This is a genomic window from Streptomyces sp. CNP082 (genome assembly GCF_059570535.1).
On the sequence record NZ_JCANSZ010000001.1, the window covers coordinates 41,143 to 63,187 of the forward strand.

Consider the following 22,045-nt stretch of genomic DNA (forward strand, 5'->3'; position numbering starts at 1 on the left):
ACCGCTGAGCCCGGCGGCCGGCGCCCGGTCACGGACCGGCTCGGCCCGTCAGTCCGGCCGCCCGTCCGGTGCGTCACCACCCCGGGTCGCCGGCCGCCGCCACCGGCCGCCCTCGCGTCCGCGCGGCAGGCCCGTGCGCCGGCGCCGGCCGCGGCGGAGCCAGGTGAGACTGGCGCGCCGTGGCCGTGTCCCTCCCGCCGGCCGCGCCGGCGGGGCGCTGCCCGGGGGTGGCGCGGGCGCCGGGAGCGCGGCCGCCGGCGGGGTCGCACGCTCGGCACGCGCCGCCACCAGCTCCACCGCCAGGCCAAGCCGGAAGGCCAGCGCCTCCTCGTCCGACTCCGCCAGCAGCAGCTCCTCCACCACCCGGCGGGCCGTCTCGCTGCCTCCGCGCGCCGGGGCGGCCAGCTCCGCCCGGTGCGCGACGACACGCGCCCGCTCCCCGGCGTCGGGCACCTCCTCCGTCAGCTCCGCGTCGCTCAGCACCGCCGCATACGCGCCCGCCCGCTCCCACGGGTCGACCCGCTCCGCGAGAAGCTGCTCCACCCGCCGCTGCCGCCAGCCGCGGGCCCGGACGTCCGCGCCGCCGGCCAGCTCCGCCCGCATCGCCGGCGGCAGGGGTCCGCGCAGCAGCCCCGGTTCCCGCTCCCCGAACTGCTCCACCTCCGTGGCAAGATACAGCCAGACCACGACGCGATACCGGTTCACATAGAACCGCGCGGGCGCAAAGCACCCGGCCCGTGCCAGCCGCGTGAAGCGGATCGGCGAGATGCCCAGCTCCTCCGCTCCCGCAACCGTCCCCACCAGCCGCAGCCGCTCACGCAGCGCAGCCACACCTTCCGACCCGGCGCCCCCGGCGCCGTCCTGCGCCCGCAGCCGCGCCACCTCGGCCCGCGCCACCCGGCGCCGCCCGCCGGCCCGCCGCGGCGGCGCCGTCAGCACCAGCCCGAGCTGGACCGCCAGCTCCAACTCGCGCGGCAGCAGCCCCAGCTCCGCCGCCGCCCGGCCGAACGGCAGCAGCTCCGCCCGCTCCCCCGCGCCGCCGGCCGCCCGCGCCGCCGTGCCCGCCTCAGTCCGTACCGCCATGACCGTCTCCCCCGTCGTCGCCCGAAAGCCGTCACTCGATTACTCTCGGTGACGAGACTAGCGCGTCGCTCCCCTCCCCGCCTCCCCCTGTGGATAACGTGCTCACCCCACCGGCTCCGTGCCGACCGGGTCGAGCAGCCAGGCGGTGTGCACCCGCCCCGCGTACTCGACCAGCCGGATCAGCACTTCCTTCCCGGAGTCGCGGTCGCGCGCGTCGCACAGCACGACGGGAGTGCCCTGGTCGAGATCGAGGGCACGGGCCACCTCGTGGGCCCCGTAACTGCGCGACTGGGGAAAGCAGTTCACCGCGACGATGAACGGGATGCTGCGGTGCTCGAAGTAGTCCACCGCCGGGAAGCAGTCCTGCAGCCGGCGGGTGTCGGCCAGCACCACCGCGCCCAGCGCGCCGGTGGCCAGCTCGTCCCACAGGAACCAGAAGCGGTCCTGCCCCGGCGTGCCGAACAGATAGACGGCGAGCCCGGCGCGGATCGTGATCCTGCCGAAGTCCATCGCCACGGTGGTCGTGGTCTTCTCGTCCACGCCACCGGTGTCGTCGACGGCGGTGCCGACCTCGCTCAACTGCTCCTCGGTGCGCAGCGGACGGATCTCGCTGACGGAGCTGACCAGGGTGGTCTTGCCCACCCCGAACCCGCCGGCGATGAGGATCTTCAGCGCCAGCGCGTCGTCGACCCTGCGGTCAGAGGGCGCGGAGTCCATCGATCACTTCTCTCAGGATCTTCTCGTCGGGAAGCTGCGCGGGCGGTACGGGCCTGCTGACCCGCACGCAGCCGAGTTCGACCAGGTCGCCGAGGAGCACCCGTACCACCCCCACCGGCAGATCGGTCTCCGCCGCCAGCTCGGCGACGGACTGGGTCTCGATCCGGCAGAGGTCGATGAGGGTCCGGTGCTCGGGCCCGAACGTCTCGGCCTCCTTCCCCGCGGCCTCAAGCGCCTCTTCCTCCAGGTCGATCAGCGCGATGAGGTCGAACCGCACCGTGGTCGTCACCGGCCGGGTCCGGCCGCCGGTCATCGCGTACGGGCGGACCAGCGGGCCGGCCTCGGCGTCATACCAGTGGCTGCCGTGGTGCGGAGGAGTGCCGCTCATCTCTTCAGTCATCATGTGTCACCGCCGCACTCAGCCCGGATTCCGCGGTTTCGCCGCGGCCGTTCGCGGTGCGGTGTGCAGATGCTCGCCCACCCGTGTGACCAGGCGGGCCATCTCGTACGCGACGAGCCCCATGTCCGCCGTCGCGGCGCTGAGGACGGCGAGACAGGTGCCGTCCCCGGCGGCGGCCACGAAGAGGAAGCCGTCGTCCATCTCGACCACCGTCTGCCGTACGCCGCCGGCGCGGAAGTGCCGCCCGGCGCCCTTGGCGAGGCTGTGGAAGCCGGACGCGACCGCCGCCAGGTGCTCGGCGTCCTCGCGGGAGAGGGTCTTCGAGTTGCCGACCGCCAGGCCGTCACCGGAGAGCACCACGGCGTGGCGCACGTCGGCGACTCGCCTGACGAGGTCGTCCAGCACCCAGTCGAGTCCCCCGGTTCTCTGCGTGTGCACGGTGTCCGGCTCGATCATGGGCGATCTCCTTCCTTCGACGTGTGCGCGGTCTCGTCCGGCTCCCGGCGCTCGCCGCCCGGTTCGCCGTCACAGGGGCGGCCCGGTGGGCGACCGCCGCCGCGTAACCAGCCGCTGCGGTACGCGGCCATGCGTGCGCGCGCCTCCTCGGGCGTGCGCTGCCGCGGTGCGGGGGTGCCCGCGGGGCCGGTCTCCCCCTGCGGGCCGGCGTCCCTCCCGCCGGTGTCCGCGGCGTCGTCCGCGTCGTCCGCGTCGTCCTCCGCGTCCGCGGCGCCGCCGGAGTCCGGCTGCAGCCGCAACTGCGGCGCCATGCTCGCCTGCCGTACGCGCACGGGCAGCTCTGTGACGTTTCCCCGCGACTGGACGGCAGCCGCCTCCTGCCCGGCGCGCCCCGCGTACGTCCCGGACCCGTCCCCGGGCCCCCCGTCCACCGCCCGACCGCCCCGGGCCGCCCCCGCGCCGCCCCCGGACCCTGCACCGCCGTCCACCCCGTCCGCCGTACCACCCGCCGGATCCACGCCGAGCCGGGCCCGCAGCAGAACCACGTCCTCCCGCGACGCCGGCACCGGCCGCTCCCCCGCGGCCTGTCCGGCCGGCGCCCCGGGCCCGGCACCCGTGCTCCACGGCCCCGGCAGCGCCCGCCCGGCCCGCCGCTCCGGCAGCCCGTTCTCCGCCACACCCGCCCCGTTCTCCGCGGCGTGCGCGCCGGCGCCGCCCCCGTCCAATCCGCCCCGCGAAGGCCCCACAGGCCCCACAGGCCCCCCAGGCACCCCAGCCACCCCCGACAACGCTCCTACCCCCGGAACATCAGCCCCACGCGGCAACCCCGCCGCCTCCGAACCACCCGGCAGCCCCGCCCCCTCAGAACCACTGCCCCCGCCAGAAGCACCCGGCACCCCCGAAACCGACCCCCCCGGGAACGGCCGCGCCGCCGCCCCCCGGGCCCCGCCCCCCGGCTCCACCGCCCCCTCCCCCGGCGCCTGCAGCAGCGCCGTGGGCAGCAGCACCACCACCGTCGTCCCCCCGTACGCCGACTTCCGCAGGCTGACCTGGATCCCGTGCCGCGCCGCCAGCCGGCTCACGACGAACAGGCCCAGCCGGTCGCTGTCGAACAGGTCCAGCGCCTCCGACTGCCGTATCCGCCGGTTCGCCGCGGTCAGCGCGTCCGTGCCCATGCCCAGCCCGCGGTCCTCGACCTCGATCGCGTAGCCGTTGCCGACCTGCTCGCCGTACACCCGCACCTTGGTGTGCGGCGGCGAGAACTGCGCGGCGTTCTCCACCAGTTCCGCCAGCAGGTGCGTCAGGTCGGCCACGGCCGCGCCCACCACCGCCACGTCCGACAGCGCCCGCACCTCGACCCGCGTGTAGTCCTCCACCTCGGAGACCGCGGCCCGCACCACGCTCTGCAGCAGGACGGGCATGCGCCACGCGCGGCCGGGGGCAGCGCCGGAGAGGATGATCAGGCTCTCGGCGTGGCGCCGCATCCGGGTGGTGAGGTGGTCGAGCCGGAAGAGGTCGTCCAGTTCCTCGGGGTCCTCGGCGCGCCGCTCCATGCTGTCCAGCAGGGCGAGTTGGCGGTGGACGAGCACCTGGCTGCGCCGGGCGAGGTTGACGAACACCCCGGAGATGCCGTTCGCCAGCTCGGCCCGCTCGACGGCGGCGTGCAGCGCCGCCCGGTGCACGGTGGTCAGGGCCTCGCCGACCTGGGACATCTCGTCCTCGCCCGGGTCCCCCCGGGGTGCCTCGCCGGCGATGTCGATCTCCTGTCCGGCGCGCAGCCTGCGCATCGCGTCCGGCAGCTTGCGGCGGGCGAGTGCGAGCGCGGAGTCGCGCAGGGCGACGAGTTCGACGATGAGCCCGCGGCCTATCCGTACGGAGATGAGGAGCGCCGCGGCCACGGCTGCCAGGCCCAGGACCGCCGCGGCGCCGGAGGCGGTGAGGACGCCGTCGGCGACGGGGTCGGTGCGGCCGGCGTCGGCGGCGTACTCCCGTCCGACGCCGCGGAAGGCGCCGGCCACCTCCTCGTACGGCTCCTCCCATGCCCGCGCGGGAGCGGCGGCGACGGCGGCGGTGCCGGAGTCCGCTTCCCGCACGGCCTCCTCCAGGTCGGCGAGCGTACGGTACGCCTCGCTCTCGCGGGCCTGCCGCCACACCGCCGCCTCACCGCCGCCGAGGTCGGCGGCCGAACCCTGCTCCAGCACGGCGCGGGCGGACGCGGCGTCGGCGAAGGCACGGCGGTGCGCGGCGCTGAGCGACCCGCGCACCTGCCCGGCGGCCAGCAGCGCGTCCTCGCGCGCGAGCATCTCGCCGGCCCGGCCGAACTCCAGGACCACCCGGTCCTCGGACGCCGTCTCGGCGCTCTCGACGCCCGTCAGCGCGCCGAGGACGCCGAAAGCGCGGTCGACGGCCCCGGTGTACCGCGCGTACGTCCGTGACCAGTCCGTCGTACGGGCCTCCACCGCGGTACGCAGCCGGCCCAGCGACTCCGTACCCGCGACGAAGCCGTCGAGCCGCCGGACGACGCCCCCGGGCAGGTCCACGCCCACCGCGACGCTGTGGCCGCCGCCGAGGCGCAGCCGGTCGACGGCCCGGTCGGTGCGGGTGGCCGCCGCGCCGTAGGCGCCGCGGCGGTCGTCGGCGGGGCCGGCGAGGTAGCGTGCGGCGGCCCGCCGTTCGTCCTGCAGGGCCGCGACGGCGGCGGCGAGCGGCTGCCGCACCTGGGTCTCGATCTCTTCGGCACGGTGCAGCCGGGAGACGTCCTGGGCGGTGTCGACGGTGGCGTTGCCCCACAGTGCGATCAGCGAGACGACCGGCACGGTCAGCAGGCAGATGACACGCGCGCGTACGGTACGGGGCCCGAGCCGCCGGCGCCCGCGGTTGCGCGGCACCGGCGTCTTCTGTGCACCGGTCTCATCCAAACCTCCGGAGCCCTCCGGATCCCCGGCGCGCTCCGGCGGGTACGCCCGCTCCCAGGCGCCGGGCGGCCGGCCGGGCCCGTCGGCGTCCGGGGGCGCGGGCCGCGTACCGGAGGGGCCGCTCGGCGGGTTGCTGTCCGGGGTTCGCATGGCCACCTCGTATCGGTTTGCGGGGACCGGCCCGCCCCGCGGGGTCCGTCCGGCCGGCGTGCGGGAGCGGTGCGGCCTGCTAGACCGCGCCGGGCGCTCGGGTCAGGCGCTGGGCGGAAACGGTGGCGGCGCGTTCCGCGGCGGTCGGCGTGAGCGCGACGAACGCGGAGGTGAGGAAGAGGTACGAGCCGAGTCCCACGGTCAGCGGGAAGACGAACTGGGTGGCGGTGGCCCCGGCCAGGGCCTCGGACGAGGGTGTGACGGTCACGGACACGGCGGCCATCCCGGTGTAGTGCATGCTGGTGACCGCCGCCCCTATGACGAGGGAGGCGACGCCCATGGCAAGCGGGGAGCGGACGTTGAGCGCGGCCCACAGCGCCGCGGTCGCGGTGGCGACCGCGAGCAGGGCGGAGAGGGCCGCGCCCCGGAGGTCGTAGCCGATGGAGCCGTGCAGGCGTACGGCGGACATCCCGATGACGTGCATGGCGACCACGCCGAGGCCGGTGGCGAGGCCGGCGGCCAGCAGGGCGGGAACGCGGGCACTGCCGTGGCCGAGGGCGAAGACGCCGGCTCCGGCGACGGACATGGCGGCGACGAGGCTGAGGACGGTGCGGGAGATGTCGTAGCGGACCTCGGTACCGCTGACGCTGAAGCCCAGCATGGCGATGAAGTGCATCGTCCAGATGCCGGTGCCGATCGCGGACGCGGCGATGATCAGCCAGTTGCGCCGGGAGCGGGCGGTGGGGGCCGCCAGCGCCAGGACGGTGCAGCGCAGCCCGAGCGCGATGCCGATGCACGCCATCGCGTACGAGAGGACGGGTGTCAGCCACCCGTAGGCTGCGTGGTCGAGGTGTCCCATGTCTCAGGGACGCTAGTCCGGTTGGGGGCGCACGACCGGGGCGCATGCCAAACCTGACCGAATTTGACAGAGTCAAGCCCTCGATCGATCAGATGGCGCCCCAGGAGGCACGTCTCTGGCACATTTGTTGCGGCATGTGCCCCTCGGTCACGTACCTCCGCACGGGGGGCGCACGGTCAGCGACCGAGCTCCTTGCGTGTCACCCTCTTGAGCCTGCGGCGCTGCCCGGGGTCGAGAGCCAGATAGGCGGCCACCGGCACACCGACGATCACCAGCACGGCGATCCAGAACGACGTCAGCCACCACAGCAGCAAGCCGACCGCCACCCCGCCGGCCGCGACCTTCCCTCGATTCGACATCTTCCTGCCTCCTACAGCGGCGGCACACCGCCCTCGACTGGGGAACGGCCGCGCCGCTCCCCCGGTTCCTTTATCCCATGACCGGGACCGAAGGGCGTCATACATGTGGATGAGGGACCCATTACGGGACGGGAGGTGCGCCCGTCCCGGGCCGGGGAGAGGAAGAGGAGGAGAGGGCGGCGGCGCCTACGGGGCGGCGGGGGTGCGCAGCGGCTCGCCGACCTCGTGCATGTGGGCCAGGGCCTGGCGGTACGACTCGTAGGCGCTGGTCTCCACGTACGGCACCCCGAGCGCCGCGCAGTGCGCGCGGACCAGCGGCTGGACCCGGCGCAGGTGGGGGCGGGGCATGCTGGGGAAGAGGTGGTGCTCTATCTGGTAGTTCAGGCCGCCCATGAGCCAGTCGGTGACGACCCCGCCGCGTACGTTCCGCGAGGTCAGCACCTGCTTGCGCAGGTGGCCCAGGTCGGCGCCGGAGTCCAGCATCTCCATGCCCTTGTGGTTGGGCGCGAAGCACATCCCCAGGTGCAGGCCGAAGACGGCGTGCTGCACCAGGGCGAAGACCACCGCCTTGCCGGGCGACATGGCGGTCAGCAGCACGGCGGCGTACCCCGCGAGGTGGGCGGCCAGCAGCAGGCCCTCGACCCAGCGCTCGCCCGGCTTCTGGCGGCGCAGATCGCGCCAGCTCGACACCTTCAGGTTGATGCCCTCGAGGAGCAGCAGCGGGAAGAACAGCCGCGCCTGGTTGCGGGTGAACCAGCGGGAGAAGCCCTCGCGCACCGCGGCCTGGCGCTGGGTCCAGACCAGGACGCCGACGCCGACGTCCGGGTCCTTCTCGACGTGGTTGGGGTTGGCGTGGTGGCGATTGTGCTTGTCGTTCCACCAGTTGCGGCTCATGCCTATCAGCAGGTTGCCGCCGAGCAGGCCCATCAGCCCGTTCGCCCGCCGGGTCGAGGCTATCTGCGCGTGGCCGGCGTCGTGGCCGAGGAAGCAGGCGCGGGTGGAGAAGACCGCCGCCGGCACCGCGAGGAAAAGCACCCACCAGCTGTTCCCGACGAGGTGGATACCGACTCCGGTCGCGGCGAGCGCCAGCAGCGTCATCACGGTGCCGCGGACGTACCAGCCGTAGCGCCTGCGCAGCAGGCCGGCGGCCTTCACCTCCCGCAGCAGCGGCGTGAACTCCGAACTCCTGGCGGTCGCCGACCTCTTGGTGGTCGGCTTGACAGCGGCCTGCGGCATGGCGCCTCCGGTCTCTCTCGTTCGAGGACCTCGACGCTACGGAACCGGGCAGCTCGGCGCGGTGACGTCAGCACCCGGAACGCCCGGGTGCAATCCACCCGGCACAAGGTAGTGCCAGATACACCCCCCGCGGCACCGCACCCGGAAAAGTGAAGTTGATCACTCCGCGGCGGCGTCCGCCGCCGCGACGCCTGGGGTACCCTCGACCGCCCGGTAGTCAAACTTGAGGAGTGCGTCCGTACGTGACCGCCCTTCCCCCGCTCTCCCGCTGCGCCGCCCTTTTCCTCCCCGCCGACCCCGCCCGCACGGGCCGGATGGCCTTCTGGCTCCCGGCCCCCGACCACGACCCCACTGCCGGCGAAGCTGTCGGCGAAGCTGCCGCTGAAGCCGCCGGTGAAGCCGTCGGCGAGGGGGCCGACGCCGGCCCGCCCGGCCACCCGCGCGGCACCCGCGCCGAGCTGACCGTCGCCGTCCCCGGCGGCGGCACCCGCGAGGTGCCGGCGCTGCTGCTGTCCGCCGCGGACGCCGTGCCCGTGCTCACCCGCGCCCGGGCGGCACACGCTGCCGGCGCGCACGGCGTGCACCCGGCCGCCGTGTTCTGGGGCACGGCCGCGCTGCTGGCGCTGCGCCTCGCCGCCCGCGGCAAGCTGCTGCCGGGGCTGAGCGAGGGCGCGTACGACGCCTGGCGCTGCGGGCCGCTGGGCGAGGACGACGTACGGGACCTGCGGGAGCTGGCGGCGGCGATGCCGCCGGAGGCACACGCGGCGCCGCTGCCGGCGGCCGGGGCAGGCTCGCACGGCGCGGGGGCCTTCGGCCCGTACGAGCCGGACGGCGGTCCGAGGCCCGAGGCTCGCCCCGGAGCATACGGCGCACAGCCGGCGCACGCCGGCGCACCCGTGCTCCTCCCCGACCCCGAGCACCTGCTGCGCACCTTCCTCGACGCCGTCGCCGACGGCCTGCCGCGCTCCCCCGCCGCCGTGCTCGCCACCGGCGGGCGGGCGTTCGCCGCGCCGGAGCCGCGGCACGTCCCCGAGCAGCGCGCCTGGGCCGACGACGTCGCCGCCGGGCACGACGCGGGGGTACGGGTCTCGCTGCGCATCGACATGGACACCACCGGCGCCCGCCCCGCCTTCCGCGCCGTCGTGCAACTGCACGGCACCGCCGATGCCACCCTCCTCGCCGACGCCGCTGACGTCTGGGCCGGCACCGCGGCCCACTTCGGCCCCGGCGCCCGCATGCAGGCCCTGCTCACGCTGCGCCGCGCCGCCCACGCCTGGGACGCGCTCTCCCCGCTGCTCTCGGCGGCCGTGCCCGACGCCGTGGACCTTGGCGACGACGACCTCGCCGCGCTCCTCGGCCCCGGTGCCCGGGGCCTGGCGGCGGCCGGCGTCGAGGTCCACTGGCCCCGCGACCTGACCCGCCACCTCACCGCCCGCGCCGTCGTCGGTCCCCCCGACGACCCGGACGGCCGGCGCCCCGGCCCGTCCTACCTGTCCGCCGACGCCCTCGTCGCGTTCGGCTGGCGCTACGCGGTCGGCGACGTGGAACTCACCCGCGCCGAACTGGACCGGCTCGCGGAGGCCGCCCGCCCGGTGGTGCGGCTGCGCGACCGCTGGGTGCTGGTCGACCCCGAGTCCGTGCGCCGCGCGCTGGACCGCAAGGACGCCGACCTGACCCCCGTCGACGCCCTCGGCGCCGCGCTGACCGGCGAGGTCGACGACCCGGCCGTGCCCGGCGGGCGGGTCCGGGTCGCCGCGAGCGGCTGGCTCGACGCGCTGCGCAAGCGCATCGCGGACCCCGAGGCGCAGAGCGAGCCGACGGCCCCGCCGGCGGCCCTGGCCGCGACGCTGCGCGACTACCAGTTGCGCGGGCTCGGCTGGCTGCGCCGTATGACCTCGCTCGGCCTCGGCGGCTGCCTGGCCGACGACATGGGCCTGGGCAAGACCATCACGCTCATCGCGCTGCACCTGGACCGGCAGGAGCAGGGCGAGACCGCGGGCCCGACGCTGGTGGTCTGCCCGGCTTCGCTGCTGGGCAACTGGCAGCGGGAGATCGAGCGCTTCGCGCCCGGCACGCCGGTGCGCCGGTTCCATGGCGGCGGGCGGTCGCTGGCGGCGCTGGCGGACGGCGGGTTCGTGCTGACGACGTACGGGACGATGCGGCTCGACGCCGAGCGGCTGGCGCAGGAGGGCTGGTCGCTCGTCGTCGCCGACGAGGCGCAGCACGTCAAGAACCCCTTCTCGGCGACCGCGAAGGCGCTGCGCACCATCCCGTCCCGCGCGCGCGTCGCGCTGACCGGCACGCCGGTGGAGAACAACCTCTCCGAGCTGTGGGCGATCCTCGACTGGACGACCCCCGGACTGCTCGGCCCGCTGCGCCGCTTCCGTACGCGCTACGCAGACGCGGCGGAATCAGGGTGGGCGGGCGGGAACGGACCAGCCTGGGCGGGCGGGAGCGAGGCCGAAGCCGGCACGGACGCCGGCGCCGCCGAGCGGCTCGCCCGGCTCGTCCGCCCCTTCCTGCTGCGCCGCCGCAAGTCCGACCCGGGCATCGCGCCGGAGCTGCCGCGCAAGACCGAAACCGACCGGGCGGTGGCGCTGACGGCAGAACAGGCGGGGCTGTACGAGGCGGTGGTGCGCGAGACGCTCGCGGCGATCGCCGGGGCGGACGCCATGACCAGACGCGGGCTGATCCTGAAGCTGATGACCGCGCTGAAGCAGATCTGCAACCACCCGGCGCAGTATCTGAAGGAGGACGGCCCGCGCATCGCCGGCCGCTCGGGGAAGCTCGAACTCCTCGACGAGCTGCTTGAGGTGATCCTCGCCGAGGGTGCCGGCGTGCTGGTCTTCACCCAGTACGTGCAGATGGCCCGGCTGCTCCGGACGCATCTCGCGGCGCGCGGCGTCCCCGTCCAACTGCTGTACGGCGGCACGCCGGTGCCGGAGCGCGAGGAGCTGGTGCGGCGCTTCCAGGACTGTCCCCCGGACGAGGCCCCGCCGGTCTTCCTGCTCTCGCTGAAGGCCGCGGGCACCGGCCTCAACCTCACCCGCGCCGGCCATGTCGTGCACTACGACCGCTGGTGGAACCCCGCCGTCGAGGCGCAGGCCACCGACCGCGCGTACCGCATCGGGCAGACGCAGCCGGTGCAGGTCCACCGGCTCGTCGCCGAGGGCACGATCGAGGACCGCATCGCGCAGATGCTGCGGCACAAGCAGGGCCTCGCGGACTCCGTCCTCGGCGGCGCCGGCGAGGCCGCGGTCACCGAACTGTCCGACGATCAACTGGCGGAGCTGGTCCGGCTGGCCGGGCCGCGAGGGGGCGAGTGATGACGGAGCAGGAGGAGCTGACTTTCGAGGCGCTGCCGCCGAGCCAGGGCCACGGGTTCGCCCGTACGTGGTGGGGGCGGGCCTGGCAGCAGGCGCTGGAGGACACGGTGCTCGACGCCACGCTGCTGCGCCGCGGGCGCAGGCACGCGCGCGCGGGCGCGGTGGGCGCCGTGGCGGTGCGGCCGGGACGGATCACGGCGCGGGTGCTGGGCGCGGACCGTACGGCATACCGTACGGACGTGCTGGTGCAGCAGCTCGACGACGCCGACTGGGAGCGGCTGCTGGACACCATCGCGGACCGCGCCGGCCACATCGCGGCGCTGCTGGACCGGGACATGCCGCCGGAGCTGGACGAGGACGCGGCGGCGGCGGGGGTGTCGCTGCTGCCGGGGATCGGTGACCTGCAGCCGGAGTGCGGCTGCGGCGAGTGGGACCACTGCGAGCACACGGCGGCGCTGAGTTACCTGGTGGCGCGGCTGCTGGACGCGGACCCGTTCGTACTGCTGCTGATGCGGGGGCGGGGCGAGACGCGGCTGCTGGCGGACCTGCAGGAGCGGAGCGCGGCGCGGGGTTCCGCGGGGGACGCGGATTCCGCGGAGGCGCCGGGCGTAGGCGCCGACGAGGCGTACGCGGCGGCGGCATCGCTGCCCCCGCTGCCGCCTGTGCCGGGACCGGTGGCCCGGGCGGGTACGCCCCCGGTGCTCACCGGCGGTGCGGAGCCGGCGGCGGGGCTGGACGTGGCGGCGCTGGAGTTCCTGGTGGCGGACACGGCGGTGCGGGCCCGCCGGCTGCTGGCCGACGCCCTGGCGCCGGACCACGCGCGCACGCCGCCGCCGCGGGAGCTGACGGTGTCGCAGGACGCGGTACGGATGGCGGCGACGGCCGCGAAGCCGCCGGGGCCAGGCGGGGGTCCGGCGGCCGGGGCCGCGGACGGTGCGGGGCCGCAGGCCGGCGAGGCGGCGGGAGCCACGCACTGGTCCGCGCCCGGCGGCGGCCCGGCGGCCGGAGCCGGGGCCGCGGAGTCCGCGGCGGGCGGGCTGACGGCGCGCATTGCCGTCCGGCTGGCCCGCGGCAGCGGGCGCGACCGGCGCGGGATGGAGCGTGCGGTACGGGCCTGGCGCCACGGCGGCGCCGCGGGCCTGGCGGTGCTGGAGGACGACTGGACGCCGGACCCGGCGGCCCTGGCCCGCGCCACGGACCAGTTGGCCGCCGCCTGGGAGCCGGGCAGCCGCCCGCGCCTGCGCGCGACGGGCAGCCGCTGGACGGCGGTGGGCACGGGCGCGCAGCTCCGCTACGGCCGCGACGGCCGCTGGTGGCCGTACCGCAAGGAGGGCACCGCCTGGACCCCGGCAGGCCCTCCGGCCCCGGACCCGGCGGCGGCGCTTGCGACGGTGCTGGAAGAGGTCTGACCCACGCCGCAGGCGGGCACACAGCCGCCTTCGGCGTGGGGCATGGCCGTAAGACGCGGGGTGGGCAGGGTCGTTGTCCCGCGCCCGGCACCGCAGCACCGCCGCGCGCCGGACGCCGCCAAGCCCGGCCGCCGTACAGCGGCCTCCCGCACTCCGCCCCCGACCCTCCCGGTCAGCTCCCCGGCCGCGCCCCACCCGGCGCCGCCGCTCCCGCCCGCGGCGCGACCGCGGACAGCACCTCCACAGCCGCCGCGCGGGCCGGGTTCGGGTGGGCGTGCGGCCAGGCGGCCACCAGGTCCAGCCGCGGTGCCGCCGCCAGCGGGCGGAACACCACCCCCGGGCGGGCCAGGGACCGCTGCGAGGCGGGGACCAGGGAGATTCCCGTGCCCGCCGCCACCAGGGCGGTGATCGTCTGCATCATCACCGCCTCCTGCGCCACGTCGGGCGGCCGGCCGCCGTCGCCGCGGCAGTAATCGGTGATGAGGTCGTACATCCACGCGCCCTTCTCCCGCGGGAAACGGACGATGGGCTCGCCCCGCAGATCCGCGGGCGTGAGACGGGATGCCCTGGCGAGGCGGTGGTCCGCGGGGAGCGCGGCGACCAGCGGCTCCCGCGTAAGCAGCCGGGTGCGCAGGCCGGAGGGCAGCGGCGACGGCGGGCGGAGGAGCCCGAGGTCCAGCTCTCCGCGGGTGAGCGCGGCGACCTGCTCGGAGCTGGTCAGCTCGCGCAGGGTGACGTCCAGGCCGGGGTGGCGCGCCCGCAGGGCGGGCATCGCGCGGGGCAGCAGCTCGTCGGTCGCCGAGCCGACGAACCCCAGCGCGAGCCGCCCGAGTTCGCCCGCCGCCGTGCGCTGCGCCACGCGCACCGCGTGTGCGGCGCGGGCGACCGTCTCCCGCGCCTCCGGCAGGAACGCCGCCCCCGCCGGGCTCAGCACGACCCGCCGGCGGTTACGGGTCAGCAGTTCCACGCCCAGGTCGGTCTCCAGCCGCCGGATCTGCTGGGACAGGGCGGACTGGGCGATGCCCAGCCTGCCGGCGGCCCGGCCGAAGTGCAGCTCCTCGGCGACGGCGACGAAGTATCGCAACTGGCGCAGCTCCATGAGCTCAGGTTATAAGCAGCATCGATCAGTTGACACACAGAGATAGATTGTTCGTCTCACCGGCCGCGCCTACGGTCACCGGCATGCGCAGACGACACTTCCTGAGCACCACCGCCGGCGTCACCGGCGGACTCGCCGCGACGGCGACCCCCTACGCGGCCGCCGCCTCCCGCCGTACGAGCGCCGCCGAGCAGACCACGGCCGTCCACGGATACGACGACGGCCTCGTACGCCGGGACTTCACGACGCGCGGTGCGGACGGCGTCCGCATCTTCGTCCGTGAGGTCACCGCCCCCCACCCGCCCCGCCGCAGGGCGCCCCTGCTCCTCGTGCACGGCGCGCGGCCCGACGGCACGTCCGCGTTCGACCTCCCCGTGCCCGGCGGCTCGCTCGCGGCCGACCTCGTGCGGGCGACCGGCCGTCCCGTCTACGTCATGGACCTGCGCGGCTTCGGCCGCTCAGACCTCCCGCCCGGCATGAGCACCCCCGCCGCCGACGCCGAGCCGCAGGTCCGCTCCGACGAGGCCGTCGCCGACATCGGCACGGTCGTCACCTTCCTCCGCCGCCTGCACCGCTCCAGGCGGCTCGCCGCGCTCGGCTGGGCGACCGGCGGGCACTGGCTGGGGATGTACGCCGCGCTGCACGCCGACCGGATCACCGACCTCGTCGTGCTCAACACCCTCTACTCGGGCACGAGCGACTGGCCTCTGCAGGGCGAGCTCGAGGATCCCGGCCGCCCCGGCGAGCCGCGCCTCCAGCCCGGCTGGCGCGCGGTCACGGCCGACTCTCTGACCGCCCGCTGGGACACCGGGCTGCCCGCCGGCGAGGACGCCGACGTGCGCCGCGACCCTGCGGTACGGGCCGCGTACCGCGAGGCCGCGCTCCGCCACGGCCCCCCGGCCGACACCCCCGCACCGCCCGGCTTCCGCAACCCGACCGGGCCGCTGGTCGACGCCTTCTACCTCGCGCAGGGACGGCAGTTCTACGACGCCGGCCTCATCCGCGCCCGGACCCTCGTGCTCCGCGGCGGGGACGACTTCTGGTCCCGGCCCGAGGATGCCGAGCGGTTCGGCCGGCACCTCTCCCGTGCCGCGGAGGCCCGAGTGCGCACCCTGCCCGACGCGTCGCACTACCTCCACCTGGAGCGCCCGGCCTTCGGCCGCGACCTGCTCCTGGCCGAGGTACGGGATTTCCTCGCCGGCTGACCTCCGCCCCGGCCCCGGAGCCGCCGGGGCCGTGCAGCCGCCGGGGCCCAGCGCCCCCGCCGTGCGCCCGTCCCTCAGGCCGCCCGCGGGATCGGCTGCGGCGGGGGCGGACCCACGTAACGGGCCGCCGGGCGGATGATCTTGGGGTCCTCCGCCTGCTCCAGGATGTTCGCGCTCCAGCCCACCACCCGCGCCGAGGCGAACGTCGGCGTGAACATCTCCCGCGGCAGCCCGCACTGCTCCATCACCACGCCCGCGTAGAACTCCACGTTCGTGTGCAGCTCCCGGCCCGGCTTCAGCTCCGCGAGTATCTCCACCACCCGCCGCTCCACTTCGACCGCGAACTCCACCAGCGGCCCGCCGAACGACTCCGCGAACCCGCGCAGCAGCCGCGAGCGCGGGTCCTCCGTGCGGTAGACCGCATGCCCGAAGCCCATGATCCGCTCGCCCGCCAGCACCCGTTCCCGGATCCACGGGTCGATGCGGTCCGGCGTGCCGATGGCGTCGAGCGTGTCCAGGGCACGGCTCGGGGCGCCGCCGTGCAGTGGGCCGGACAGCGCGCCGATCGCGCCGACGAGGCACGCGGCCAGGTCCGCGCCGGTCGAGGCGATGGTGCGGGCGGTGAAGGTGGAGGCGTTGAAGCCGTGGTCGACGGTGGAGATCAGGTAAGCCTCGATCGCCCGCGCGCGGGCGGGGGTGGGCTCCTCGCCGGTGAGCATGTACAGGTAGTTGGCCGCGTACGGCAGGTCGTCGCGCGGCTCGACGGGCTCCTGCCCCTGGCCGATGCGGTGCAGCGCGGTCAGCAGCGTGGGCACCATCGCGCACGCGGCGAGCGCGTTCTCGCGGCGCCGCGCCGGCGTCAGGTCGTACAGCGGCCGGAAGTCCGCCGCCGCGCCGGCCTGGGAGAGCGCGGTGCGCAGCCCGGCGAGCGGGCCCGCGAGGACGCTGGAGCGGGCGATGCCGGGCAGCGCGTCGCGCAGGTCGTCGGGCAGGTGGCGCAGCTCGGCGGTGCGCGCGGTGAAAGCGGCGCGCTGCGCGGCGTCGGGCAGTTCGCCCTCGGACATCAGGTACCAGACGTCCTCGAAGGTGCGCTCGCGGGCGAGGTCCACCGCGGAGTACTGGCGGTAGTGGTAGAAGCCTTCGCGTCCGCGTACGTCGCCCAGCCGGGTCTCGGTGACGACGACGCCGCTGAGCCCCCGCGGGGCGGGGGCCGGGGCGTCGGCCTGTGGTCTGGCCATGCCGGTCTTCCTCTCTCCGATATTGATTCGACTGTCCACCCTTGATTAAATGTCTGTCAACCTTGATTGGATCAATACAAGAGGGGCGAGGAGACGATGGACGAGCTGACCACGCGCGAGGCCGCCGAGCGGCTGGGCGTGAAGCCCGAGACCGTCTACGCCTACGTCAGCCGCGGCCTCCTCAGCAGCCACAGGGCGCCGGGGGGCCGGGGCAGCCGGTTCGACGCCCGCGAGGTCGACGCGCTCGCCCGCCGCCACCGCCGCCCGCACGCCACCCCCGCCGTCGCGGAGGACGGCGACACCCCGGCGGGTACCCCGGTCCGTACGGGCATCACGCTGATCGAGCGCGACCGCTATTTCTTCCGCGGCGTCGACGCCACCGCGCTGGCCGCCGCGTACGGCTACGAGGAGGTCGCCGACTGGCTGTGGACCGGCCGGCTCACCCCCAGCGCCACCTTCGCCGCCCCGCCCGAGCTGCTGGCCGCCGCCACCGCCGCCGTCGCCGCTCTGCCCGCCCACGCCGGGCCCGTCGACCGGCTGCGCGCCGCCGCGGTCGCCGCCGCCGCGGCCGACCCGCTGCGCTTCGACCTCGCCGCGGACGCCGTCCGCGCCACCGCCCGCGGCCTGGTCGCCACCATGGCCACCGCGCTCCCGCTGGCCGGCCCCGCGCACGCCCCGTCCGCTTCCGTGGCCCGCCGGCTGTGGGCGCGGCTGACGGCGCTGCCGCCCGACGCCGCGTCCCTGCGCTGCCTGGACACCGCGCTCACCCTGCTCATCGACCACGATCTGGCCGCCTCCACCCTCGCCACCCGCGTCGCCGCCTCCGCCCGCGCCCACCCGTACGCCGTCGTCACCACCGGCCTCGGCGCCCTCGACGGCCCGCTGCACGGCGCCGCGAGCGGACTCGCGCACCGCATGCTCGCCGAGGCGCTGGCGCGCGGCAGCGCCGCCGCCGTGGTCTCCGACCACCTGCGCGCCGGCCGCCGCGTCCCGGGCCTGGGGCACCGGCTGTATCCGGGCGCGGACCCGCGCGCCGAGGCGCTGTTCGCGCTGCTGGACGGGATCCCGCGGGCCGCGGCGGCGCTGGCCGCCGCCCGCGAGGTCGCCGCGATCACCGCCCGGCACGTGTCCGTGCGGCCGAACGTCGACCTGGCACTGGCCGTGCTGTCGGTGTCGGCGGACATGCCGGCGGAGGCGGGCGAGACGGTGTTCGCGGTGGCGCGCACGGCCGGCTGGATCGCGCATGCGCTGGAGGAGTACGCCGAGCGCCCCCTGCGCATGCGCCCGAGCGGCCGTTACACCGGTCCGCCCCCCGCACAACCCCTCCCATAGGGAGCGTTACGGATCATGTGCACGCCTCCGTTACATGCTCGCAATGACCGGAGCGGCGACACGCGCGTAGACCGGTGGCAGGATGCGCATTCCAGCAGCACACAACCAGCGCCGACCTGCCCAGGAGGCATCGTGTCGTACCGCCCCCCGCTGCCGCTCATAGCCATCGGCGCGGCGGCCGTACTCCTCGCCGGGTGCAGCAGCACCGAGAAGTCCGGGCAGAGCGGCGACGTGTCGCTCGTCGAGAGCGGCAAGCTCCTCAACTGCACCGGACTGCCGTACGAGCCCTTCGAGTTCCAGGACAAGAAGAGCGGCGACATCGTCGGCTTCGACATCGAGCTGATGGATCTCGTCGCGAAGGAACTGGACGTCGAGCAGGAAGTCATCGACACGCCCTTCGAAGGCATCGAGTCCGGCGCGGTGTTCGCCTCCAACAAGTGCGACCTGTCCGCGGCCGGCATGACCATCACGGAGGAGCGGAAGAAGAAGTTCGCCTTCTCCGACCCGTACTTCGAGGCCACCCAGGCGCTGGCGACCAAGAAGGGCTCGGGCTTCGACTCGCTCGAGTCCCTGAAGGGCAAGCGCCTCGGTGTGCAGATGGACACCACGGGCCAGATGTACGCGCAGGACAACGCCGAGGGCGTCGAGGTCAAGGACTACGAGGACCTCGGGCTGCAGTTGCAGGCGCTGGAGGGCGGGCAGATCCCGGCCGCGATCAACGACAACGGCGTGCTCTACGACTGGGTCAAGGACCGCCCGGACTTCGAGGTCTCCACCGAGTTCGACACCGGGGAGCAGTACGGCATCGGCGTCGGCAAGGACAACAAGGAACTCCTGAAGGTGATCAACGACGTCCTCGCGAAGGCGAAGGAAGACGGCACCTACGACAAGATCTACAAGAAGTGGTTCGGCGAGGCGCCCCAGTGAAAGAACCCGCCAAAGCGCCCGGCAACGAGCCCGCCGACGAGCCCGGCGGAAAGCCCGCCGGCAGGTCCCTGACGCGCCGTCAGCGGGTGAAGCTGGCGCGCGGCGCGCAGTACGGTGCGCTGCTCGCCGCAGCCGCAGCGGTCGGCCTGCTCGCCGACTGGGGCGAGGTCAAGGACGCGTTCTTCAACCTGGACGTCGCACAGGACCAGTTCCCCGACGTCATCACCACCGCGCTGGTCAACACCGTCACGTACACGGCGCTCGGCTTCGCCTTCGGGCTGGCGCTCGGGCTGCTGCTGGCGCTGATGAAGCTGTCGTCGGTGCCGCCGAACCGGTGGCTGGCGACGGCGTACATCGAGCTCTTCCGCGGCGTGCCGGCGCTGCTGGTGTTCATCGCCCTCGGCTACGGCGTGCCGCTGGCCTTCCAGGTGAACATCAACCTGCTGGTCACCACGATGCTCGCGCTCGGCCTGGTCGGCGCCGCGTACATGGCCGAGACCATCCGCGCGGGCATCCAGGCCGTGCCGAAGGGGCAGTTGGAGGCGGCCAGGTCGCTGGGCATGTCGCAGACCCGGGCGATGGTCACGATCGTGATCCCGCAGGCGTTCCGGATCGTCCTGCCGCCGCTGACGAACGAGCTGATCCTGCTCACCAAGGACTCGTCGCTCGTCTACGTGCTCGGGCTGACGGTGGACGAGCAGGAGCTGACGAAGTTCGGGCGCGACGCGCTCAACGACAACCTGAGCCTGACGCCGATCCTCGTCGCGGGGCTGTGCTACCTCATCATCACCATCCCCCTCGGGCACCTCGTCCGGCGGCTAGAGGCGAAGGCGGCGAAGGCCAGGTGACCACGTTGGACAAGGCCGCGGAGAAGCCCGCCCCGGACGTGCCGGCCATCAGCGTCGAGGGGCTGCACAAGGCCTTCGGCGACCTGGAGGTGCTCCGCGGCATCGACCTGACCGTCGCGCGCGGCGAGGTGGTGTGCGTCATCGGCCCCTCGGGCTCCGGCAAGTCGACGCTGCTGCGCTGCGTGAACCTGCTGGAGGAGCCGAGCGCCGGACGGATCTCCGTGGCCGGCACGGAACTCACCGACCCGGACTGCGACATCGACCGGGTGCGGCGCCGGATCGGCATGGTCTTCCAGTCGTTCAACCTCTTCCCGCACCTGACGGCGCTGGACAACCTGACCATAGCCCAGCGCCGGGTGCTCGGCCGCAGCCGGTCGGAGGCGGAGAAGATCGCGCGGGACAACCTGGTGCGGGTGGGGCTGACGGACAAGGAGAAGTCGTATCCGGCGCAGTTGTCCGGCGGGCAGCAGCAACGGGTGGCCATCGCACGGGCGTTGTCGATGGAGCCGGAGCTGATGCTCTTCGACGAGCCCACCTCGGCGCTCGACCCTGAGCTGGTCGGCGACGTGCTGGCGGTGATGCGGCACCTCGCGGACGACGGCATGACGATGCTGGTGGTCACGCACGAGATGAGCTTCGCGCGGGAGGTGGCGGACCGGGTGGTGTTCATGGACGAGGGCACCATCGTGGAGCAGGGGGTGCCGGAGCAGGTGATCGGCAACCCGCAGCACCGGCGGACGCGGACGTTCCTGGCGCGGGTGCTGGACCCGGCGGCGGCGGAGGTCGGGGAGCTGTAGCGGGCGGGGGCTGCGGCTGCCGTCCGGCTCAGGGCGCGGCGCGTTCGCCGTCGATCCCGTCGGCCTCGCCGAACCCGTCGGCCTCGCCGTCCCCGCCGCGTCCGTCGAACTCGGCGAAGAAGCGGCGTACGGCCGCCGAGGCGTCGTACGCGTCGCTGCCCGTACCGCTGGCGTGCCCGCCGAGCAGCGGGTCCGGGGTGCCCGGCCAGGCGTGGCCGAGTGCGGCGACGGTGACGAGGCGTACGGGCGCGCGCCCGGCGGCGTCGCGGTGGCGGGACTCCGTGACACCCGGCGCGGGTTCGGTCCGTACGGGCGCTGCCGCGCAGCCCGCGGCGGCGGCCCAGCGGGCGACGGCGGCCGGCACGGGCTCGTCCCAGCGGGGGCCGGCCGCGCCGTGGTACGGGTTGGTGTCGTCGAGCAGCCCGTGGACGGCGAGCAGCGGCGGGGCGGCGTCGGCGGGGCCGCCCGGCCGCCGGACGCCGCCGACGCAGGCGACCGACGCGAGGCGGTCGCCGAAGGCGACGGCGGCGTGACTCGCGAGCCGGGCGCCGCCGGAGAAGCCGGCCAGGTGGCGGCGGGCGGGGTCGAGGGCGAGCATGCCGTCGAGGGTGTCGAGCAGCACACCGAGGAAGGCGACGTCGTCGACGTCTCCGGCCTCGTCCCGTATCCGCTCCTCCCCCGCCAGCGGCACCCCGGGCAGCGACCAGGCCCAGCCGCCCTGGTACGGCAGCGCCCCCTGCGGCGCCGCCACGGCGTACCCGCGCGCGGCCAGCTCCCCGAGGCCGCTGCCGCGCAGTTGGGCGGCGGGGCCCAGGCCGCTGGGGTGGAGGTCGACGACGAGCGGGGCAGGGCCGGTAGCGACGCCGGGGACAGTGCCGGTGCCGGGCCCCGGGCGGAGCAGCAGGAAGCGCCGGCGGCGCCCGCGATAGGTCAACTCGTGCCGCTCGGCACGCCGTACGGTCTCCGCCCGGGTCGTCATGATGATCGATCCTACGGCGGTGCGCGCCGCGGCGGACGGCGGCCGCCTAGGAGACGTCCTCCGGCAGCAGCTCGGTCGGGATGTCCTCCAGGTCGAGGCCGCTGGGCAGGTCGTCGAGGTCGACGCCGGGAGGCAGCAGCTCGGTCGGGATGTCCTCCGGGTTCAGGCCGCTGGGCAGGTCCTCGGGGTCGACGCCGGGAGGCAGCAGCTCGGTCGGAATGTCCTCGGGGAGCTGAGGGCCGTCGGGGCTGGCGGACGGGCTCTCGCTCGGCGGCGGCGTGCAGGCGCACGGCGCGTCCTCATCGTCGCCGCCGCCGCTGACGACCGCGTACGCCACGCCGACGCCGCCGACGAGCACCACGGCCGCCGCGGCGACCGCCAGCCAGCGCCTGTTCTTGTTCCGGACGGTGGGCGGCGGAGGCGGCGCAGGCCAGTGCTGGGTGCTGCCGAACGGGGGTGTCTGGTCCGGCGGCGGGGCGTCTGCGGGCGGCGGGTAGCTCATGGCCACAGCTTCACGCGCGGCGCGGGCGGAGGGGATGGCTCCGCCGGGGTCGTGACAGGGTTGCGACACTCCGCCGCCGGTCAGAGCGGTGGCGGTGGCCGCGTACGGGCGCGTGAGGCCCCGTACGCGGCCGGCGCCGCCTGATCGTGCGGCCAGGCTGTACGGCCGGTGCCGTACGGCGTGGGCCGGCGTTGTCGGAGGAGCGGCA

At 75.3% G+C, this 22,045-nt stretch carries 19 protein-coding genes; 7 read left to right on the forward strand and 12 right to left on the reverse strand.

Translation table 11 applies throughout. The features are described from left to right. Positions 1 to 48: 48 nt before the first annotated feature. From B124_RS00170 to B124_RS00205, 8 genes are all read right to left on the reverse strand, one after another. Complete coding sequence (locus B124_RS00170) at positions 49 to 1,083, reverse strand: DUF6397 family protein (RefSeq protein WP_496500506.1); 1,035 nt, start codon at positions 1,081 to 1,083, stop codon at positions 49 to 51. A gap of 102 nt (positions 1,084 to 1,185) precedes the next feature. Continuing rightward, entirely contained in the window at positions 1,186 to 1,800 is a 615-nt protein-coding gene (locus tag B124_RS00175) for a GTP-binding protein (RefSeq protein WP_496500507.1), read from the reverse strand. Continuing rightward, positions 1,781 to 2,200: a DUF742 domain-containing protein gene (locus tag B124_RS00180; protein ID WP_496500752.1), complete on the reverse strand. Its 420-nt coding sequence runs from the start codon at positions 2,198 to 2,200 to the stop codon at positions 1,781 to 1,783. The genes B124_RS00175 and B124_RS00180 overlap by 20 nt, the downstream gene beginning before the upstream one ends. A gap of 18 nt (positions 2,201 to 2,218) precedes the next feature. Then, positions 2,219 to 2,656, reverse strand: a complete 438-nt coding sequence (locus B124_RS00185) for a roadblock/LC7 domain-containing protein (protein WP_496500508.1) — start codon at positions 2,654 to 2,656, stop codon at positions 2,219 to 2,221. After that, on the reverse strand, positions 2,653 to 5,721 hold the full coding sequence (locus tag B124_RS00190; protein WP_496500509.1) for a sensor histidine kinase: 3,069 nt from the start codon (positions 5,719 to 5,721) through the stop codon (positions 2,653 to 2,655). The genes B124_RS00185 and B124_RS00190 overlap by 4 nt, the downstream gene beginning before the upstream one ends. Positions 5,722 to 5,800: 79 nt before the next feature. Continuing rightward, on the reverse strand, positions 5,801 to 6,580 hold the full coding sequence (locus B124_RS00195) for an MHYT domain-containing protein (protein WP_496500510.1): 780 nt from the start codon (positions 6,578 to 6,580) through the stop codon (positions 5,801 to 5,803). A 176-nt stretch (positions 6,581 to 6,756) separates the two neighbouring features. Then, on the reverse strand, positions 6,757 to 6,939 hold the full coding sequence (locus B124_RS00200; protein ID WP_027746601.1) for a tail-anchor membrane protein: 183 nt from the start codon (positions 6,937 to 6,939) through the stop codon (positions 6,757 to 6,759). Positions 6,940 to 7,125: 186 nt separating this feature from the next. After that, on the reverse strand, positions 7,126 to 8,175 hold the full coding sequence (locus B124_RS00205; RefSeq protein ID WP_496500511.1) for a fatty acid desaturase family protein: 1,050 nt from the start codon (positions 8,173 to 8,175) through the stop codon (positions 7,126 to 7,128). A gap of 242 nt (positions 8,176 to 8,417) precedes the next feature. Here B124_RS00205 and B124_RS00210 point away from each other — a divergent pair, with 242 nt between their 5' ends. Together B124_RS00210 and B124_RS00215 are read left to right on the forward strand one after the other, a co-directional pair. Then, entirely contained in the window at positions 8,418 to 11,501 is a 3,084-nt protein-coding gene (locus tag B124_RS00210; protein WP_496500512.1) for an SCO1167/SCO6262 family helicase, read from the forward strand. Then, the gene (locus B124_RS00215) at positions 11,501 to 12,910 is read left to right on the forward strand and encodes an SWIM zinc finger family protein (protein WP_496500513.1); all 1,410 of its coding nucleotides are present in this window, start codon (positions 11,501 to 11,503) and stop codon (positions 12,908 to 12,910) included. The genes B124_RS00210 and B124_RS00215 overlap by 1 nt, the downstream gene beginning before the upstream one ends. 172 nt (positions 12,911 to 13,082) lie before the next feature. Here the strand turns inward: B124_RS00215 and B124_RS00220 are convergent, their stop codons facing one another. Next, positions 13,083 to 14,009 carry a LysR family transcriptional regulator gene (locus B124_RS00220; RefSeq protein ID WP_496500514.1) on the reverse strand — a complete coding sequence of 309 codons (927 nt, stop codon included), beginning with the start codon at positions 14,007 to 14,009 and terminating at the stop codon, positions 13,083 to 13,085. Positions 14,010 to 14,092: 83 nt separating this feature from the next. Here B124_RS00220 and B124_RS00225 point away from each other — a divergent pair, with 83 nt between their 5' ends. Next, entirely contained in the window at positions 14,093 to 15,214 is a 1,122-nt protein-coding gene (locus B124_RS00225; RefSeq protein ID WP_496500515.1) for an alpha/beta fold hydrolase, read from the forward strand. A gap of 74 nt (positions 15,215 to 15,288) precedes the next feature. On the opposite strand, the gene B124_RS00230 is transcribed toward B124_RS00225, so the two are convergent. Further along, positions 15,289 to 16,452 carry a citrate synthase gene (locus tag B124_RS00230; RefSeq protein WP_496500516.1) on the reverse strand — a complete coding sequence of 388 codons (1,164 nt, stop codon included), beginning with the start codon at positions 16,450 to 16,452 and terminating at the stop codon, positions 15,289 to 15,291. 96 nt (positions 16,453 to 16,548) lie between these two features. Here B124_RS00230 and B124_RS00235 point away from each other — a divergent pair, with 96 nt between their 5' ends. The 4 genes from B124_RS00235 (at position 16,549) to B124_RS00250 (ending at position 20,356) form a co-directional block, all read left to right on the forward strand. Continuing rightward, a complete protein-coding gene (locus B124_RS00235; RefSeq protein ID WP_496500753.1) occupies positions 16,549 to 17,784 on the forward strand; it encodes a citrate synthase in 1,236 nt (411 codons plus the stop codon). 132 nt (positions 17,785 to 17,916) lie between these two features. Further along, on the forward strand, positions 17,917 to 18,711 hold the full coding sequence (locus tag B124_RS00240; RefSeq protein WP_496500517.1) for a basic amino acid ABC transporter substrate-binding protein: 795 nt from the start codon (positions 17,917 to 17,919) through the stop codon (positions 18,709 to 18,711). 68 nt (positions 18,712 to 18,779) lie between these two features. After that, positions 18,780 to 19,559 carry an amino acid ABC transporter permease gene (locus B124_RS00245; protein ID WP_496500754.1) on the forward strand — a complete coding sequence of 260 codons (780 nt, stop codon included), beginning with the start codon at positions 18,780 to 18,782 and terminating at the stop codon, positions 19,557 to 19,559. Between the two features lie 5 nt (positions 19,560 to 19,564). Further along, on the forward strand, positions 19,565 to 20,356 hold the full coding sequence (locus B124_RS00250) for an amino acid ABC transporter ATP-binding protein (protein ID WP_496500755.1): 792 nt from the start codon (positions 19,565 to 19,567) through the stop codon (positions 20,354 to 20,356). A gap of 28 nt (positions 20,357 to 20,384) precedes the next feature. Here B124_RS00250 and B124_RS00255 read toward each other — a convergent pair whose 3' ends face one another. Together B124_RS00255 and B124_RS00260 are read right to left on the reverse strand one after the other, a co-directional pair. Beyond that, complete coding sequence (locus B124_RS00255; RefSeq protein ID WP_496500518.1) at positions 20,385 to 21,335, reverse strand: CE1 family esterase; 951 nt, start codon at positions 21,333 to 21,335, stop codon at positions 20,385 to 20,387. 46 nt (positions 21,336 to 21,381) lie between these two features. Beyond that, positions 21,382 to 21,837, reverse strand: coding sequence for a hypothetical protein (locus B124_RS00260; RefSeq protein WP_496500519.1), 456 nt, complete (start codon positions 21,835 to 21,837; stop codon positions 21,382 to 21,384). Positions 21,838 to 22,045 lie beyond the last annotated feature (208 nt).